Here is a 17,938-nt window from a genome sequence, read left to right on the forward strand (position 1 = left end):
AAATTATCCTTTGCGAATAATGCGATAACAGGTTGCCATTAAGAAAAACAGCGCAGAAATAATAATAATCGATGCCCCTGATGGAACAGGTAGTTTAAGCTCCATTGGTAACACGGTTCCGACTAAGCAACTGATTGTCGCTAGCAGTGCTGAAAGTAGTACAAAACTTCCCATATTTTTGGTCATTAATCGGGCTGTTGCACCAGGAATTAGCAGTAACGCCCCAACTAATACTGCACCAATAATTTTTACCGCAGCAATCGTGACTAAGGTGATCATCATGACAAAAAGATAATCATAGAAATGCGTTGCATGACCTCGAACTCGGGCAATATCAGGGCTAATACAAGTCAGTAAGATTCGATTAAAGGTCGGAATAAGTAACACAACGATAATGGCGCAACTGACTGCAAGTATCATTAAATCCTGATCTGTAACGGTTAAAATAGAACCAAACAGGACATTTTCAAGCATATGTATATTAATTTTGCGTGCAACATACATTAGCAATGCGGCACCAACAGCGAGCGCCAAAGCTAAAAAAACTCCAACTAAAGTATCGTAAGGCACGTTGGTTCGGTTTCGCACGAAATGCAATAAAAGAGCAAAGATCATACAAAAACTAAATAACCCAATAAACGGATTATCTGGTGGCTCGCCGAGTAAAACACCAAGAGCAATACCGGTTAAAGCAGCATGACCTACAGCTTCTGAAAAAAAGGCCAAGCGTTTAGCTATAACTAACGTACCTAGACCGCCAAGTAATGGCCCTAACAAAAGCGCAGCAACAATGGCATTCACCATAAAGGCATAAGAAAAACTCTCACTTAGCCAACCAGCATCAACACCTAATTGTGCCCAATGACGTATTATTTCCATTACGCAACCTTATTGGAAGTTGATGAATTAAAAGAACTATTCATAGGTGAACTGGTATAGTGATTAAAAATACGCTCAATTTTTTCAGGAACTAAAATATCTTGATGACGACCTGAATCTACTAAGATGCGGTTAACAACATGAACATGGGCATCTAAGCGACGAACGGCAGTTACATCATGATGCACAGCTAATACTGTTTTTCCCTCTTTCACACACTCTTTAATTAGGCTTTCAAGGTAACGAACACCTTGTTCATCCATGCCAGTCGTTGGCTCATCGAGTACTAACAGCGCAGGATCATCTAAAAGTGCCTGAGCAAATAACACTCGCTGTTGTTCACCACCAGACAGCTGTCCCATGCGACGGTCAGCGCGAGATGCCATGCCAACACGCTCTAATTGCGCCAATGCATTTTGCTGCTCTTTGCCTCGCTTACGCCAAAATAACGGAAAACGAGTCTGATTTAATAAGATAAAATCCATTACAGTTAACGGTAAACTGGCTTCAAACATGGCTTTTTGAGGTACATAGCCAATAACCCCTGACTTATTTGCCAATTCTTGTGAAGCCCACTGAATATCAATTTGTCCCGAAAATGGTGTAAGTCCTAAAATTGAGCGCAATAATGATGTTTTTCCGCCGCCATTTGGTCCCATCACGACATGGCACTCACCAGCTGAAAAACGATGATTGATGTCAGTTAAAATCGTATTTTCACCATAATGTAAGTTAAGATTTTTTAACTCGATACTCGGCCCCAATACCGATGAAGTAGTGACTTTTTTCATTATGGAGTAACCGCAGTCGTTTTCGTGGCTGCAAACTTCATCGCCGCCATAAGGGTATTAATATTTTCTTGCATCTCGACTTTGACTTTCTCAGCCTGGTAAGGTCCATGAGTCATATGAGAAAAACGATACAACTTCACACCTGTTGCTTTTTCGATGGTATCAACGTAACGATTTGGCATATTAAGTTCATAAAAAAGAACATCGATACCAGAACGCTGAATCTTTTCAATTGTCTCTTGCAGTTGGCTCGCGCTTGGCTCTACACCATGGGCAGGCTCAATTACTGCTGCCACATCAACACCAAATTCTTGTAGTAGGTAACCATATGCATTATGTGTGGTCGCCACTGTCATTCCAGCTGTATTTAACTCCCCTAATGATTGCATCGCGACATGTTTCATTTTGCGAAATGTTGCCGCATATTGTCTTGCATTAGCTCGATAAAAACGTGCGTTATTAGGATCTATTTTCGACAGTTCGCTGGCAATGGTATATACCTTTTGGATTGTGGTAGATAACCCAACAAAGGTATGAGGATTCACTGCACCTTGGCCAACAGATTGACCCATTGCAGGCAGTAGTGGAACCTCTTTATTTGCTTCAATAACCTTAAGATCTGAACGATTAGCGGCTTTAATAACTTTTAACGCAAAATCATCATGACCAATCCCATTAACTACAATCACATCCATCTCTTTCAAACGACGTAGATCATTGGGCTGAGGTTGATAATTGTGAGGATTAAATCCGGCATCAACTAAAGGTAAAATTGTCGCCTTATCGCCGACTACCGCTTTAACGTAGCTGTAATATGGCTGAAGTGTAATGCCAATAGTCAGTTTATTATCGCTAGCTAGGGCAAAATGTGCATTGAATATCCCGATTAAAAAACTAGCCAACAGTAAAAAATATTTCTTCATAAATATGCAAACCTAATGTTGATGTGAGGCAGAGTGAGAATCAAATACAACCTGCTGCCAGTTATCAGCAATCAATTTAGTTCGGATTGTTTTGAGGTCGGTAAAACTCGATAAAGAGGTGGCTGTTATCGCATTATCAAAATCTTGGGCAAACCAAATCTCTGGCTCTTCATATTCAGATATTAACACTACGGAGTTCGCCCCCTTTTGCAGGGTATTCATACCGAAATAAACAGAATCAGTGACTTTTTCCCATTGATGCTTACCTTTGCGTTCCCAGCTTTGATCTTGAACAAAAGGAGCAAGCCAAAGCGCTTCGAGTCCTTTAAGATCTGGCCACAAGGCTAGCTTAGAAGATGCGCTATCTATTTGATTATCCGTATATAGGTTACGAATTTCTTCATGAGCGAGCCTAAGCTCTGCAACCATAGCAATATTTTCTGTATTAAGATCTGCTACCGCTTGTTGATGAGCCGCTAAAAGCTGTTCTTCTTGTGCTGCCTGATGATATGGCAACAGTAAAGCCGATACTGCTAAGATGGTGGCAATCGATAATGCCACCCACTTACCTTCTCGACCGCCATTATCTGAGCGAACCGATTGTGTGATCATTTTTCTTTGATCTCGACAACATCAACTTCAACAGGGTTTTCATGGCCCGCATCAAAGACCAAATAGAAATCCGTCTCAGGGTGAGTAAATACGGCACGAGATCCTTTGTCTGTTTTTACTTTTGCAATCAAATTATCGTCGTAATCAAACATATCCACATCATAATCAACGGCAGTACTGCCATCACTATACCCAGCCTGACACACTACATTTTTAGCTTCAAACCAGCACTGCATGAGAGGAAAATGAGCCAAAACTGGAGCCGATATACTTAAACCAGAAACGAGAATCGCAGTTGTTATAATTTTATGTTTCATTTCCCCCCCTTAATTTAATTGGGTTTCAAAGGTGAAATGAACATTGGCACTAACCGTATCGGCTAACGGGTTATTTGCTAGTTCCCCTTTGTAATTAGCCTTCATCAAATAACGACCTGCCATAGAAGGAGTAAATGTCACTTTACCTTCTGCATCACTGATAACGTCCATCTGTTCTTGATGATTTCGGTATAGCGTTCCTTCGCGAGTAATTTCCGCAGTAACTCCGGCTTGAGGCTTTCCATTAAAATAAAATTGGAACGTAACTGGCTCACCTTCAATAATATCGGCAGGATGAACAAGTGGCTTCATTTCCAGTAGCTGGCCATCCAATTCCATCGCTTTAACAGAAGGTTTACCGACATTGATGTAAGTCTCTGCACGTGTAAAACTCACTTGCGTTACAACGTCACGAGATTTGTTCGGTAAGATATTGTCACGCTCTGCTTTATTAGCCTTCACCCACTTCACTGTGTCTCGACGGCCCGCTTTATACTGAGTGTAATAGGTTGGAACTTGATTGATCTGAACTTTATGCGTTCCTTCTTCAACAAAGAAAAAGTCGAACATTGAACGACGTTTACCACGAACGACAAAATTTGGGCGCTCTTTACGTCCATCAGGCATAATGACCTCTGCACTCTCACTGCCTGCTGGTTTATCAAAGACAAAAGTACCATGGGATGCGGTCACATCGAACGTTAGCCAATCACCGCCTTCTTTTGAAACAGTAAAATGAGATGGTAATACCCAACGAGGATGAGCGGTCGCAGCAGTAGACAATGCAAGGCCCGAAGCCATTAAGCAAGCCAACGACAAAGCTTTTAAAGGTTTGTTATAAGTCATAATTTCAATCCGTAAAATGGGCATTATTGCGTTGTGTAATGTAGAGAAATTGACCCTGTTTCTTGGGTCGGTGCTAATTGATATTTCTGTTCTTGGTCAGCTAATGTGATTTTTTGACGTAAATAATTTCGGCCACCATGTTCACGAACCACTTCAACATAAAAGGTGTACTCACCTTGGTCGAGACGCTGACCTTTATCATCAAGCCCATCCCAACTAAATCGGTACTGGCCTGCTGGTCGTGTTGCCGAAGTTACCGCATCAACAAGCTCACGATCATTACGACCCACTTTACGCCACCAGCTGCGTAAATCTTTTAACCATTCATCCTTACCAACCCACAATTGCATAGTTCGAACAGGCTGTCGTTGGTCATTTTCAATCCAAACCGCAACATAAGGACGGGCATACATACTGGTTTCAATGGATGGCAGTTCAAATTCAACAGCCAACTTTGCTTGAGCAGGTAAAGGAGATGCACTCAGTGACATTGATCCACAAAGTAATAAGCCTGCACCAAAAAATTGAGTTAACGTTTTCATATCAAATTTATTCATCATGATTACGGTACGAAAAAAAAGAACACAGCTAGAGAAATAACACTACCGAAAGCCGTCCACTTAAGTGCTAGCTGAAGACTCTTTCTCTTTGGAAGTAAAAGACAGACTCCCGTTAGAACAAACACAACCATCAACAAAGCAGTGATATCGATAAACCACTTCCATATTTCCCCTGTATTGCGACCTTTGTGTAAATCATTCAACACTGCAACTAAGCCATAATGCGTAGTTTCAATTCGTACATTTTGAGTTAAAGGTTCAATAAACACAGAAGAGCTAAACCCAGGTCCCTTATAGTCAAACGAGATCTCAGCTTCAATTAACTCTCCATCTTCACTTTCAATATAAGAATCGAGAGCGGAAGGATGACCTGCAATATCAGCATGTTGTTGCAAATAGCGTAAAATACCCTCTTGATTTGGCTTAAATGAATCACTAACGAAAACAACCTCAGAGGGAATAGAAAGCACTTGCTCTGTCACTGTAGGCTTATTACTGACAAACCAATCAGGACGATTTAGCGTAATGCCCGTAATCGAGAAAAACAGCACAACAAAAAGTAGTGCCATTGAAATATAGATATGTAATCGACGCGCCCAACTCTGAACGCCCTTGGAACGAAGCACCATGCAACTGTACACACTGAGTAAATAACAGAGCGTAATCTAATTGATAATAGTTCGTATTAGTATTGGATTTACATTGTTTACAAAGGCAGGAAAAGCCAGCTAAAAAACTGAAGCTGGCTTAGAACTGAATTTAGATAATTAAGGCTTTAATTTCATAATATTATCAATATCATCTGCACAGTGGCGCTCTGGGACTTGTTCCCACGCTTCACCCCATGCTCGGTTGACGATCCGCCCTCTTGCAACCGCTGGTCGAGCATCAATCTCTTTAGCCCAACGCTGAAGATGAACATACCCCTCAACATCTAAAAACTTGGCTGCATCATATAGGCGTCCCAGTACTAGATTTCCATACCACGGCCAAATAGCCATATCAGCAATACTGTATTCATCCCCAGCAATATAACGGTGCTTAGCCAACTGCTTATCCAATACATCGAGTTGACGTTTAGTTTCCATGGTAAATCGATTAATTGGGTATTCAAACTTTTCTGGGGCATAGGCATAAAAATGACCAAAGCCACCACCTAAATAAGGCGCAGAACCTTGCAACCAAAACAACCAGTTCATAACCGTTGTTTTCGCTGCAATCTCTTGTGGTATAAAACAGCCAAACTTCTCGGCAAGGTATAAAAGAATGGAACCAGATTCGAAAATGTTGATCGCTGGAGATACAGATTGGTCAACTAAAGCAGGAATTTTTGAATTAGGGTTAATCTCAACAAAGCCCGATGAGAATTGGTCTCCATCTCCTATTTTAATCAAATGAGCATCGTATTCAGCATTAGCAAAACCTTTAGCTAAAAGCTCTTCCAACATAATTGTCACTTTTTGACCATTAGGCGTCCCCATTGAGTAAAGCTGGATTGGATGATCTCCTACAGGCAGTTCTCTTTGATGCGTTGCCCCAGAAATAGGACGGTTAATACTTGCCCACTGTCCTCCATTATTCGTGTCAGGAGCCCATACTTGAGGTGGTACATACTGATTAGTCATTAGCTATCCTTATTATATGTTGAGCAAATTTTGTCGACATAAAATGTTATACCAAATTGGAAGGATAAAATATGCGCGTTTCTTATATCATAATTAAATAAATATAATATCGATATAAATCAAATAGTTAATCCTAATCTTTATCAAAGAACTCAAATGGCCGAGATAAATAATGAACAAGCTCAGGACGGCCAATAAAGTATCCCTGCAGATAATTTACGTCTAAATCTCTTGCTTTGAGATAAAAATTAAAATCTTCGACCCCTTCTAGTAATACTTCTGCATTTAATTCACGAGCGACCCTAATCGCTTTCAATAGCGGCTCTTGCACTCCAACCATATACTGAGCCAATAAGGAACGATCCATTTTAATAATATCAGGCCTAACATTACGCGCACGGATCTCTGAAGATGCTTTGCAACCGTAATCATCTAAGGCGATCTTAAATCCATTTTTGCTAAGATCTTGTATCGATGTTGTTAGGGCTTGATCGCTACTGCATTTGTACTCAAGAAGTTCAAGATAAATCTGATCGATTGCAGTACCCATTGGCTGAATACGACAATGAATAAATTGGTTAAAATAATCGACTGATACAGAATCAATAACAGCATCTGGGTTGGTATTAAGAAATAGATGACCCTCGGCAATGTGGAGGAAAAAGTTTTTAAGATGTAACACTCGAGCTAATGTATCGATATTAAGACGAGCATTGCAAGAAAGAAAAGGAGATTTTACAAATTGTTCTGTATCACATCTTACAAAAGTCTGTTCATCATAAACTCGTAGTAAAGCTTCATACCCCATCAAGCTACCATCTAAATGGATTATGGGCTGAAAAGCACTCTTCATAATAAAGCCAAGATAAGTTGCAACATAAATCCCTGAAGATTCATCATAACTTAAGTGGCATTCAATCTCTTCGTGAGTATGTAATATACTGTCCACTGTCTTTACTACCCATTCATTTTGCTTCATTCCTTGTTGCATAAATCATCAATGTCATTTCAGTTTTTTCTACTGTAAAACATTTACTATTGGTTTTAAGTAATTAATTTATCGTGTTTTTTCTTTTTTGATAGCATATATCAATTTCATGAAAACTAAATGTAACATCATCATTTAAATGCTAACCTCAGTACTTTATTTACATTTTCCCTCTTTCCCTTAAAAAACATTTAATTACTTTAAGTTACAGATTGTAATAGCCGTTATAACCTATCCTGTGGCACAGATTGTTCCCCAGTCTAACAAACAATACCTGATGTTTTAATTTTCGCTCATTTGATATAGAAATAAGCAATATAAGTGCCATATTCAGGTTTCATTCAATAATCAAGTGCAATTAATGCGAATTAGGTATTAAATACTAAAAGTTTGGCGTTATAAGCTAAGCTATATGATGATGAAAAGCCTCGTTATTGGGGTATTGAGAAGGTAATTAACCATGACTCCACAAGAAAAAGAACTGATTCTGAGTGTTGCCAACAAACTCAAGCAGAGCCCAAATAATAAAAAGGATAGCGAAGCAGAAGCAGTAATTAACACTGAGATTGCCTCACAGCCAGATGTGATCTACAAATTAACTCAAGCCGTTCTTGTTCAGGAAATGGCTCTGAAGAACTTAAAAGAACAGAATGAGTATCTACAAAAGAACTCAGAGTATTACAAAGAACAAAATAATCGTGGCACATTCAGCCGTATGTTTGGAGGTTCTCAAGCTGCGCCTCAACCACCACAACCACCCGTTCGTCAACCGAGCGCTTTTGGTGGGTTTATGCAAACAGCAGCAGGCGTTGCCGCAGGTATGGTTGCAGGTCATCTAATTAGCGATATGCTGTTTGATAATAAGGATACGGCAACACCAGAAGAAACGGTTGTTGTTGATGATAACAATCAAAATACGGCACCAGATAATGCTGATGCAGCTCAGCAAGACACTGCTCAAAATAGCGATACATCATCCAATGATAACGATTTTGAAAATCCTGCATTTGATGATAATTCGAATAGCGGAAGCTTCTTAGACGATACTGCAAATAACAGCTTCTCTGGTGGCTTTGGCGACAGCGGTTTTGGTGACAGTGGTTTCGGTTCTGATACCGGCTTTGGTGGTGATAACGGCTTCACAGATAACTCTGGTTTTGGTGATGACGATACCTTTGCTAACAATGGGTTTGGTGGCGGAGACGATAGCTTCTTCGGTGGCGACGATAGTGGCTTCGGAGACGATGACGATACGTTCTAATTTTACAGTTAGAGCATAAGTACAATATAAAGGAGTGTTTTGAACACTCCTTTTTCTTATGTTGTGTAAAGTCTTCTTAACTTCCCCCAACGATTAATATCAACTAAAATCAAATACAGCGATGGAACTAGTACGAGCGTAACAACTGTCGCAAACAAAATACCAAATGCCAGTGATGTTGCCATTGGAATCACGATTTGTGCCTGAAGACTTTTTTCCAATAAAATTGGAGCCAAACCACAAAATGTCGTAAGTGATGTTAATACAATAGCGCGAAAACGGTGGCACCCAGCTTCTTCAACTGCTTGCTCTATCTTTATTCCTTGTTCTCTTGCTCTATTAATAAAAGTTACCAGAACCAAAGAATCATTTACGACTACTCCTGCCAAAGCAAGAATGCCAAATACACTCAGTAAATTTAGCGTTAACCCAGCAAAATAATGACCCGCGATAGCACCAATAATGCCAAATGGGATCACTGACATGATGATTAAAGGTTGAACATAAGAACGCAGAGGAATTGCCATTAGCGCATAAATTGTAAATAGTGCAATCACCGCATCTCTAGCTAATGAGCTTTGTGTATCTTGTTCATCTTTAGCTTCCCCATCGAGATCGAACGAAACATTAGGATATTGATTCTTAAGACGAGGCATGACTTCTTGCTTTAATGTTTTTACAATGTGGCTTGGCGAGGCTTCGTTTTTAAAAACATTGGCACTCACAACGACAGCTCGTTCACTATTAACGCGATTCACTTGAGTAAACGCTGGCTCCAACTCAACAGATGCAACCTCTGAAAAAGGAACTTGATTGCCATTAGGTAGTAAAATAAACAGGCGTTGTAAATATCCTAAACTGGTTCTCTCCATTTTAGGCGCACGAACCATCACTTTTACTTCTTCTTTATCTCGTAGAACGCGATCAACTTCATAGCCGTAGAAAGCATGACGAACTTGTGTCGCAACATCTGCCAATGTTAACCCCAATGCTTGCCCTATCGGTTTTAACTTTAAAATAGCTTCTTGATTTTGGCTCGCAAGATCATCTTCAATGTTATACGTGCCATCAAACATTGAGATTTCATATTTTAATGCTTGAGCGGCTTGTTGGAGTTGGCGTAATTCCTTTCCTTTCAAACTAAACTGGATATCTCCTGTTGAACGTCCAATAGAAGCTTCATAACGAATCTTTTTCACTCCAACTAAAGGGGGAATAGCGCTCTTCCACTGTTCTAAAATATCGAAACTGCTAACGGGTAAATTCTCCCCTTTTTCAAGCTCCACCAGCACAAACATCGTTGAATCATCACTCATATTTAAAAAGCTATGCTTAACGACAGACAAACCTAACTCGGTCTGATAATGTTCATCGACTTGATATAGCGCTTGTTCTAACTGAAGAGCAACGCGTTTATTCTGTTGCTCTGAGCTTGAACGCTCCATATCGACCATGACCTGAATATAATCCGACGGCAACTTAGGAAAAAAGACCCAACGTAACTGGCCACTGTAAACTAATGATAATGCGATGATTAGCACACCGATAAACGTCGCTAGCACGCTGTATTTGTGGCTTAGACAAAAGCGTATAAACCGTCGGTAATCACGGTCGATAAAAAGAGAAACTCGCTGATTAAATTGGAACTTCCATTGTGAAAGTCGTCCCTTATTTTGTGTATTATCAACCAGTTTTGAACGAGCTAAATGAGCGGGTAAAATCCATTTCGATTCAATTAATGAAAAAATTAAACAGAGAACAACCACCCAACCAATAGATTTAAAAAACTCTGTTCTCGGGTTATCAGACAATAACATAGGGAGAAAAGCAGCAATGGTTGTGAGTACACCGAACGTAGCCGGAATAGCGACTCGTTTTGCCCCTTTAATGACGGTTTCTATTGAATTACCTCGCTTTTCAACCTCGGCATAAACACTCTCTCCAACAACAATGGCATCATCCACCACAATACCCAATACTAAGATAAAGCCAAACAGAGAGATTAAATTAATCGATACGCCTATTCCCTCAAATGGCATTAACAACAAGGTACCAAGAAAACAAAAAGGCAGCCCAAGTATGACCCAAAAAGCCAATCTTAATTCTAAAAATAACGCTAAAATAAGAAATACGAGTATGCCGCCATATAGCATATTGGACAGCATCATATTAAGACGCCCTTCCAGGTAATGAGACATATCCGCCCATGAATCAATGTAGATACCCTCGGGTAATTTTGCTTGTTCATCTTTTGCAAACTGACTAACTTCTTTAGCAATTTGAGAAGCATCTTCCGAGGTTAAGTTTCTTATTTGAATAACTGCTGCTTGTTGTTGATTAAAGCGATTTAATATCACTTGCTCTGCAAAACCATCCGAAATTGTTGCGATATCAGTAAGATAGACCCGAGAACCATCCCCATTGTATTTCACAACTACATCAGAGAATTGATCGCCTAATTTGCGCTGCCCTTTTGCTCGTACCAGCAGATCACCATCGAGAGCTTTAATCGAGCCACTTGGTAAATCAATAGATTGCTGTTCAATGGCCTTTGCTATTTGGCTTAGCGTAAGATTATGTTTTCGACGTTGATATTCATTTATTTCAATTGCTATTTCGTAGTCTTTAACACCTGAAATTTCTGCATTGGTTGCACTGGTATTTAATAGCAATGAATCTTTTAGCTGCTTTGCGAATTCTTTTAGTTGTCTATCAGAAGCATCGCCATAAACAGATAAATAGATGACGTTACTTAAAAACTCATCTTTTAGGACAATGGGGGGTTCGATATCTAATGGAAACGTCGTGATCGCATCGACTCTCTGTTTTACTTTCTGATAGATATCATCAATATCCGTATTTTTTTCTAACTCCAACACGACAACGCCTTGAGATTCAATTGCGCGTGATGTCATCCGCTTTATGCCATTTAACCCTATTAATGTCTGCTCAATCTTGCCGTTAATTGTTTTTTCAATCTCCTCTGGCGCAGCTCCAGAATAGACGGTCGTAATAGAGATTCGATTAAGAGCAAACGAGGGAAAGATTTCTTTATTGATCAAGCCAATTGATATAACCCCACCCACCATAACAATCAACATTAAGAGATTGGCAGCCACATGATTATAGGTAAACCAAGCAATCAAGCCTCTTGATGTTCTGTTCATTTGACCACCTCTTGGTTTGGTGGCTCACTATTAAGAGATGGCACTAACTTACCGGAAGCGGCTTCAATAGAGACGTTAATGCTAGGATCAAAACTTTGGCTTTCCACCACATTCACTTTCAGACCATCCACAATTTGCTCTGGTCGTATTAGCGAAACAACCTCTGCATCCTTTAATCCATCTGTAATATAGGCGTAATTAAGATCTTCTCTTGCAACCGTAACGGCCTGATGCTTTGCTTTGCTGTTTTCATCGATAGTAATAACAGTACGATTACGAACTACATGTCGAGGAAGTTTGATAACGTTAGGTATTGTCTTCCCCCTAATTTGAGCTGAAACAAATGTGCCAAATTGCAAAGGCTGAGCAGACAACGAGTTAGGACTTTGCTTTTCTAATTGATAAGGGTCATGCACTTCTGCAAGCAGATAGACCATACGACTATTTTTATCAATGACGCCTTCACTACGAATTAACTCACCTTGCCAATAATGATGAATATGACTGGCAACTTCGGTTGTTAATGTGACGAGGTAACGTTCTGGCCAAGGTGTAGGTAATAAAGAAAAAGATTCTGGGGTAATGGCTAATCGAATGTGCGCTATTTTTGTTCCCAACAACTCACCGACTTGTGTGCCCACATTGATATAGCTGCCAATATGTATTCGCTTCTGACTGATTAAGCCAGAAAACGGTGCCCTTATCTGAGATTTGGCAATATTACGCTCAGCTCGCGCAACGGCCGCCTTAGCATATTCAACATTGGCTTCTTCTTGTTGCCTCTGAGGAATTCGTAAACCTAGTGCATTGGTATTTTGAGTATTTCGTAATGTTTTTCTCGCAACCTCTCCTCTTGCTATCTCTTCGGTTAAGCTCGCTTCTGCTTGAGCAAGTGACGCCTTCGCCTGCATCAAGTCCGCTTGATAGTCACCATCGGTTAAAGTTAGCAAAACTTCACCTTGCTTAACAAACTGGCCGACTTCGAATTTCGGTGATAACCAGTTAACCGTTCCTTTTAATTCTGAGACAAGATCAGCGCTGCGACTGGGCTCTACAACACCATAAGCTCGAATAGTAATAGGAACATCCTGCTTAATAACTTGGACGACTTCTAAGGTCGGAATGAGTTGTTCTGGTTCTTTTTGTTTTGGCTCTGGCTTGGCAATAATTAACAGTGTCGCGATGGCAATAGAGAGCAATACAATCCCAAATGGCATCAATTTCTTGAACATATTTGCCCCTCCCCATCCTTGGTTAGCGCCTCAGTCACATATTTTAATCTTAGAACATCTCTAGCTATAAGATAGATAAGGTAAATTTTTTATGATTTATCCTTGAAATTCCAAACACCGCCCCTATCTATTACTAAGCGATATTATGCTTTTTAATCTATGCAGATAGCGCAATTTTCGTTTATTGCTATGTTGTTACCGAGCTAATTAAAGAACATTGTTTTAAATTTTTATGTTTTTTTCTTTTTTGTAATCATTGATTTATGAAAAACGGATAAAAAAACATGAAAAAAATAGCTTGAAGGTATTGACCTATAAATTACGGAAGCATATATTAATTACATGAATTGCCAAATGGAATTCATCGTTCCACATTCTTTGCCTTATTAGGGAAGTTCAAGTGGAGCAACAAAACGGTATCTGATGATCTTCAACTGTATTGAACTTTAGATGCCACTTAGTTTTGTCACATGAGATGATGAACTAAGACTATTGCTTATTAATGAGGATAGTATTTATGAGAAACGTAGATTTAACACCTTTATACCGTAGTGCGATTGGTTTCGACCGCTTATTCAATCAGATCGAATCTAGCATTAAGAAATCACAGTCAGGCGGTTTCCCTCCATATAATATCGAGCAAAAAGATGAGCACCATTACTGTATCACAATGGCAGTAGCGGGTTTTTCTGAAGATCAACTGGATATTACTCAAGAAGAGAACATGCTGATTGTTGCAGGTGAGCAATCATCTGATGAGAAAAAGAACTTTATTTACCAAGGTATTGCTGAACGTAATTTCGAACGTAAATTCCAACTTGCCGATAATGTAAAAGTACTAGGCGCACACTTGGAAAATGGTCTACTTCATATCGACCTTGAACGTGAGCAAATTGAAAAAGCCCAACCGCGAAAGATCGAAATTGGTCAAAAAGCGTAACAAATTACCTATTAATAAAGCCTTGGCTGTGTGACTAATCCACAGCCAGACAAACAGCATTGCCCTAGGGCGTAAGAATTTTATTGCGCTGGTACTAATAGAAAAACACGGTATCAGCGTAAGTAAGAAGGAAAAGAATTATGAGTAAAATTATCGGTATTGATCTAGGTACAACTAACTCTTGTGTTGCGGTATTAGATGGTGATACAGCCCGTGTTATTGAAAACGCAGAAGGCGAGCGTACCACCCCATCTGTTATTGGTTATACAGATACTGAAACCTTAGTTGGTCAACCAGCCAAACGTCAGGCAATTACTAACCCAGAAAATACGCTATTTGCTATTAAGCGTTTGATTGGTCGTCGTTTTGAAGATGAAGAAGTACAACGTGACCTTAAAATTATGCCTTATCACATTGTTAAAGCAGACAATGGTGATGCATGGGTTGAAGCAAAAGGTCAAAAACTAGCAGCACCACAAATCTCCGCTGAAGTATTGAAAAAAATGAAAAAAACAGCGGAAGAGTATTTAGGTGAACCTGTAACCGGTGCTGTTATTACTGTTCCTGCATACTTCAATGATGCCCAGCGTCAGGCAACAAAAGATGCGGGTCGTATCGCAGGTCTGGATGTTAAACGTATTATTAACGAACCAACTGCTGCTGCATTAGCTTACGGCTTAGATAAAAAAGGTGGCGATCGCACTATTGCTGTTTATGACCTAGGTGGTGGTACTTTTGATATCTCAATTATTGAAATCGACGAAGTTGAAGGTGAAAAGACCTTTGAAGTATTAGCAACCAACGGTGATACCCACTTAGGTGGTGAGGACTTCGATAACCGTGTTATTAACTATCTAGTTGATGAGTTTAAGAAAGATCAAGGTATCGATCTTCGTAACGATCCGCTTGCTATGCAACGTGTAAAAGAAGCGGCAGAGAAAGCTAAAATTGAGCTATCTTCAGCGCAACAAACTGATGTGAACTTACCTTACATCACCGCGGATGCAACGGGTCCAAAACACATGAACATTAAAATGACTCGTGCGAAATTAGAGTCATTAGTTGAAGACCTTGTTCAACGTACTTTGGATCCATTAAAAGCAGCATTAGAAGATGCAAACTTAACGGCAAACGATATTACCGATGTTATCTTAGTTGGTGGTCAAACACGTATGCCATTAGTTCAGGCTAAAGTAACTGAATTCTTTGGTAAAGAACCTCGTAAAGATGTGAACCCAGATGAAGCAGTTGCGATGGGTGCTGCAGTTCAAGGCGGTGTACTTGCTGGTGATGTTAAAGACGTTCTACTCCTAGATGTTACTCCACTATCTCTTGGTATTGAAACCATGGGTGGTGTAATGACTAAGTTGATTGAGAAAAATACAACCATTCCAACAAAAGCGAATCAAGTATTCTCAACAGCGGAAGATAACCAAACCGCGGTAACAATTCATGTGTTACAAGGTGAACGTAAACAAGCGATGAATAACAAATCTCTTGGTCAGTTCAACTTAGAAGGAATTCAAGCTGGTCCTCGCGGAATGGCTCAAATTGAAGTAACATTTGACCTTGATGCTGATGGTATTCTAAATGTATCAGCAAAAGATAAAGCAACCGGTAAAGAGCAGAAAATCACTATCCAAGCATCTAGTGGTTTATCAGAAGCAGAAATTGAAAAAATGGTGCAAGAAGCAGAAGCTAACAAAGAAGCGGATAAAAAATTCGAAGAGTTAGTTACCGCTCGTAACCAAGCAGACCATTTAATTCATACTGCTCGTAAACAAATCGATGAAGCAGGTGATAATCTGGCTGCCGATGTGAAAACGTCAGTAGAAAATGCAATTAAAGAGCTTGAAGAAGCAAAATCAAGCGATGATAAAGCTCGCATTGATAACGCAACACAAACTCTCACTGCAGCAATGCAGAAAGTGATGGAACAGGCTCAAGCAAGTTCTCAAGCACAATCAGGTACGGACGCCGGCCAAAAGGCTAAAGATGATGACGTGATTGATGCAGAATTTGAAGAGATGAAATAAAGTAGACATCGGTTTCTTCCCTACTATCGCTTAGTTAGGGAAAGAAACGGTGGTTCCATCGATTCATATTTAATGGGCGTAAAGGGATCACTCTTTTACGCCCTTATTCTGTTGTACATGCCAGAGGTATAGTCATGTCGAAACGAGATTTTTATGAAGTGCTTGGTCTCACCAAAAATGCATCTGAAAAAGAGATCAAAAAAGCTTATAAAAAGCTAGCAATGAAATATCATCCAGATAAAAACCCTGATGATCCATCTGCTGCAGACAAGTTTAAAGAAGTTAAAGAAGCCTACGAGATCCTAACAGATAAAGAAAAACGCGCAGCCTACGATCAATTTGGTCACCAAGCGTTTGAACGTGGTGGTATGGGTGGTAATGGCTATGAAGGCCACCAGCAATACGGCAACTACGCAGATTTCGAAGATATTTTTGGTGGCGCTTTCGGTGATATGTTCTCGAAAGCACGTGGAGGCCACTTTGGTGGTGGCGGCGGCTTTGGTGGTTTTGGCAATCGTCCACGCAAAGGCAACGATCTCCACTACAAAATGGAAGTGGATTTCGAAGATGCGATAAAAGGTACGAGCCGTGTTATCGATATTCCAACCTATGAAGGTAATGTTCAGTCTACGAAGAAACTTAACATCAAGATCCCAATGGGAATCAAAGATGGTGAGCAGATTCGATTAGGTGGCAAAGGTGAACCAGGTATTAATGGTGGCCCGGCTGGTGATATTTTAATTGAAATTACAGTTCGCCCTCACCTACGATTTACGCGTCATGGTAATAACCTTCATACCAAAGTAAAAACAGACTTTGTTACCGCCACTCTCGGTGGTAAAGTTGAAGTTCAAACTCTCGACAGTCGCTTTAATTTAACTATTCCAGCAGGTACACAAGCTGGTCGTAAATTTAAACTAACAGGTAAAGGGGTCACCGATCGTAAAGGTCATACTGGTGACTTAATTGCTGAACTTGTTATTGAAACTCCGACTAATTTAACTGAACGCCAAAAAGAATTGCTCACTGAGTTTGCAGCGGCAAGCGAATAAGATTCAAATAATCTAACTTAGTGACTGAGCAAGTCTATCAAAATCATAAAACCGCCTGTTATATTATCTAACAGGCGGTTTTTCTTTATTCTTTATAGACCGAATCAACTTTTTAGATTAGATCGTTAGCATCAAATTAAATAGTAGCAACTTCTTCTTTAATCACATCCAAGATTTTTACTTTGATCAGTTTGCTATTGGGTGCAGGCCATTCAATTTCATCATTTATAGCAAGTCCTAATAGCGCACTGCCAACCGGTGATAAAATAGAGATTGTTTTTCCTTTCTCATCCATATCCTTTGGAAAGACAAGCTTGAGACAAAAAACTTCTTTAGAAGACGAGATTTTAAATTGAACCGTTGAGTTCATTGTCACGACCTCATTCGGTAACATCTCATCATCGACAATAACCGCACGATCAAGCTCTTCTTCAAGCCCTTTTTTAGTAACGACATCATCAGATAAACTTTCTAATAATGCTTCAAGTCGATTTGCATCTTTAACCGACAACATGATTTGAGGTCTGTTCTCAGCCATAACATCTCACTCATCCATAATAAGAAAACGTTATTATGCACTCAAATTAATATATTGCCGTGAAGAGTATCACTCTGTTGAAAATAAGCATTTATCATATAACAAGATGAGCGATTAGTGATACCAGCGAATCTATATACCCAAGTTTCCCAAGATGAGAAATTACTTGGG

17 protein-coding genes are annotated in these 17,938 nt (G+C 39.8%); 4 read left to right on the plus strand and 13 right to left on the minus strand.

The window, feature by feature from the left end:
• Positions 1-3: 3 nt before the first annotated feature.
• From WAX86_RS16925 to WAX86_RS16970, 10 genes are all read right to left on the minus strand, one after another.
• Positions 4-879 carry a metal ABC transporter permease gene (locus WAX86_RS16925; RefSeq protein WP_005305081.1) on the minus strand — a complete coding sequence of 292 codons (876 nt, stop codon included), beginning with the start codon at positions 877-879 and terminating at the stop codon, positions 4-6.
• A complete protein-coding gene (locus WAX86_RS16930; RefSeq protein WP_005305084.1) occupies positions 879-1,670 on the minus strand; it encodes a metal ABC transporter ATP-binding protein in 792 nt (263 codons plus the stop codon). The genes WAX86_RS16925 and WAX86_RS16930 overlap by 1 nt, the downstream gene beginning before the upstream one ends.
• Positions 1,670-2,593, minus strand: coding sequence for a metal ABC transporter solute-binding protein, Zn/Mn family (locus tag WAX86_RS16935; RefSeq protein WP_065171850.1), 924 nt, complete (start codon positions 2,591-2,593; stop codon positions 1,670-1,672). The genes WAX86_RS16930 and WAX86_RS16935 overlap by 1 nt, the downstream gene beginning before the upstream one ends.
• Before the next feature lie 12 nt (positions 2,594-2,605).
• Positions 2,606-3,205 (minus strand): DUF6162 family protein, encoded by a 600-nt coding sequence (locus tag WAX86_RS16940; protein WP_341489745.1) that lies wholly within the window; start codon positions 3,203-3,205, stop codon positions 2,606-2,608.
• Positions 3,202-3,522 carry a hypothetical protein gene (locus WAX86_RS16945; RefSeq protein WP_106223554.1) on the minus strand — a complete coding sequence of 107 codons (321 nt, stop codon included), beginning with the start codon at positions 3,520-3,522 and terminating at the stop codon, positions 3,202-3,204. Before WAX86_RS16945 ends, WAX86_RS16940 begins: the two co-directional genes overlap by 4 nt.
• 9 nt (positions 3,523-3,531) lie before the next feature.
• A complete protein-coding gene (locus tag WAX86_RS16950) occupies positions 3,532-4,368 on the minus strand; it encodes a DUF4198 domain-containing protein (RefSeq protein WP_106223555.1) in 837 nt (278 codons plus the stop codon).
• Positions 4,369-4,391: 23 nt separating this feature from the next.
• Positions 4,392-4,910, minus strand: a complete 519-nt coding sequence (locus WAX86_RS16955) for a DUF2271 domain-containing protein (RefSeq protein ID WP_376788121.1) — start codon at positions 4,908-4,910, stop codon at positions 4,392-4,394.
• Positions 4,911-4,930: 20 nt separating this feature from the next.
• On the minus strand, positions 4,931-5,557 hold the full coding sequence (locus WAX86_RS16960) for a PepSY-associated TM helix domain-containing protein (protein ID WP_341489746.1): 627 nt from the start codon (positions 5,555-5,557) through the stop codon (positions 4,931-4,933).
• 138 nt (positions 5,558-5,695) lie between these two features.
• On the minus strand, positions 5,696-6,553 hold the full coding sequence (yghU, locus tag WAX86_RS16965) for a glutathione-dependent disulfide-bond oxidoreductase (RefSeq protein ID WP_341489747.1): 858 nt from the start codon (positions 6,551-6,553) through the stop codon (positions 5,696-5,698).
• 133 nt (positions 6,554-6,686) lie between these two features.
• Positions 6,687-7,544 carry an EAL domain-containing protein gene (locus WAX86_RS16970; RefSeq protein WP_341489748.1) on the minus strand — a complete coding sequence of 286 codons (858 nt, stop codon included), beginning with the start codon at positions 7,542-7,544 and terminating at the stop codon, positions 6,687-6,689.
• Between the two features lie 457 nt (positions 7,545-8,001).
• Between WAX86_RS16970 and WAX86_RS16975 the strand changes: the two genes are divergently transcribed.
• Positions 8,002-8,802, plus strand: coding sequence for a DUF2076 family protein (locus WAX86_RS16975; RefSeq protein ID WP_068969400.1), 801 nt, complete (start codon positions 8,002-8,004; stop codon positions 8,800-8,802).
• A gap of 56 nt (positions 8,803-8,858) precedes the next feature.
• On the opposite strand, the gene WAX86_RS16980 is transcribed toward WAX86_RS16975, so the two are convergent.
• On the minus strand, positions 8,859-11,969 hold the full coding sequence (locus WAX86_RS16980) for an efflux RND transporter permease subunit (protein WP_341489749.1): 3,111 nt from the start codon (positions 11,967-11,969) through the stop codon (positions 8,859-8,861).
• A complete protein-coding gene (locus tag WAX86_RS16985) occupies positions 11,966-13,201 on the minus strand; it encodes an efflux RND transporter periplasmic adaptor subunit (protein ID WP_341489750.1) in 1,236 nt (411 codons plus the stop codon). The genes WAX86_RS16980 and WAX86_RS16985 overlap by 4 nt, the downstream gene beginning before the upstream one ends.
• A 517-nt stretch (positions 13,202-13,718) precedes the next feature.
• On the opposite strand from WAX86_RS16985, the gene WAX86_RS16990 reads away from it, so the two are divergent.
• The 3 genes from WAX86_RS16990 to WAX86_RS17000 all read left to right on the plus strand — a co-directional run bounded on the left by WAX86_RS16990 (position 13,719) and on the right by WAX86_RS17000 (position 17,229).
• A complete protein-coding gene (locus WAX86_RS16990) occupies positions 13,719-14,141 on the plus strand; it encodes an Hsp20 family protein (RefSeq protein WP_005305122.1) in 423 nt (140 codons plus the stop codon).
• Positions 14,142-14,281: 140 nt separating this feature from the next.
• Positions 14,282-16,177, plus strand: a complete 1,896-nt coding sequence (dnaK, locus tag WAX86_RS16995) for a molecular chaperone DnaK (protein ID WP_341489751.1) — start codon at positions 14,282-14,284, stop codon at positions 16,175-16,177.
• Between the two features lie 134 nt (positions 16,178-16,311).
• Positions 16,312-17,229, plus strand: coding sequence for a DnaJ C-terminal domain-containing protein (locus WAX86_RS17000; protein WP_069530520.1), 918 nt, complete (start codon positions 16,312-16,314; stop codon positions 17,227-17,229).
• A 136-nt stretch (positions 17,230-17,365) separates the two neighbouring features.
• Here the strand turns inward: WAX86_RS17000 and rnk are convergent, their stop codons facing one another.
• A complete protein-coding gene (gene rnk / locus WAX86_RS17005) occupies positions 17,366-17,767 on the minus strand; it encodes a nucleoside diphosphate kinase regulator (RefSeq protein WP_065171863.1) in 402 nt (133 codons plus the stop codon).
• Positions 17,768-17,938 lie beyond the last annotated feature (171 nt).

It is taken from the genome of Photobacterium damselae subsp. damselae (assembly GCF_038086725.1).
Classification (GTDB): domain Bacteria; phylum Pseudomonadota; class Gammaproteobacteria; order Enterobacterales; family Vibrionaceae; genus Photobacterium; species Photobacterium damselae.

Coding starts and splice junctions, on each gene's coding strand:
- dnaK (WP_341489751.1), top strand. CDS start 14,282: ATGAGTAAAATTATCGGTATTGATCTAGGTACAACTAACTCTTGTGTT.
- WAX86_RS16975 (WP_068969400.1), top strand. CDS start 8,002: ATGACTCCACAAGAAAAAGAACTGATTCTGAGTGTTGCCAACAAACTC.
- WAX86_RS16990 (WP_005305122.1), top strand. CDS start 13,719: ATGAGAAACGTAGATTTAACACCTTTATACCGTAGTGCGATTGGTTTC.
- WAX86_RS17000 (WP_069530520.1), top strand. CDS start 16,312: ATGTCGAAACGAGATTTTTATGAAGTGCTTGGTCTCACCAAAAATGCA.
- WAX86_RS16980 (WP_341489749.1), bottom strand. CDS start 11,969: ATGAACAGAACATCAAGAGGCTTGATTGCTTGGTTTACCTATAATCAT.
- WAX86_RS16940 (WP_341489745.1), bottom strand. CDS start 3,205: ATGATCACACAATCGGTTCGCTCAGATAATGGCGGTCGAGAAGGTAAG.
- WAX86_RS16955 (WP_376788121.1), bottom strand. CDS start 4,910: ATGAAAACGTTAACTCAATTTTTTGGTGCAGGCTTATTACTTTGTGGA.
- WAX86_RS16985 (WP_341489750.1), bottom strand. CDS start 13,201: ATGTTCAAGAAATTGATGCCATTTGGGATTGTATTGCTCTCTATTGCC.
- WAX86_RS16935 (WP_065171850.1), bottom strand. CDS start 2,593: ATGAAGAAATATTTTTTACTGTTGGCTAGTTTTTTAATCGGGATATTC.
- rnk (WP_065171863.1), bottom strand. CDS start 17,767: ATGGCTGAGAACAGACCTCAAATCATGTTGTCGGTTAAAGATGCAAAT.
- WAX86_RS16930 (WP_005305084.1), bottom strand. CDS start 1,670: ATGAAAAAAGTCACTACTTCATCGGTATTGGGGCCGAGTATCGAGTTA.
- yghU (WP_341489747.1), bottom strand. CDS start 6,553: ATGACTAATCAGTATGTACCACCTCAAGTATGGGCTCCTGACACGAAT.
- WAX86_RS16970 (WP_341489748.1), bottom strand. CDS start 7,544: ATGCAACAAGGAATGAAGCAAAATGAATGGGTAGTAAAGACAGTGGAC.
- WAX86_RS16925 (WP_005305081.1), bottom strand. CDS start 879: ATGGAAATAATACGTCATTGGGCACAATTAGGTGTTGATGCTGGTTGG.
- WAX86_RS16945 (WP_106223554.1), bottom strand. CDS start 3,522: ATGAAACATAAAATTATAACAACTGCGATTCTCGTTTCTGGTTTAAGT.
- WAX86_RS16960 (WP_341489746.1), bottom strand. CDS start 5,557: ATGGTGCTTCGTTCCAAGGGCGTTCAGAGTTGGGCGCGTCGATTACAT.
- WAX86_RS16950 (WP_106223555.1), bottom strand. CDS start 4,368: ATGACTTATAACAAACCTTTAAAAGCTTTGTCGTTGGCTTGCTTAATG.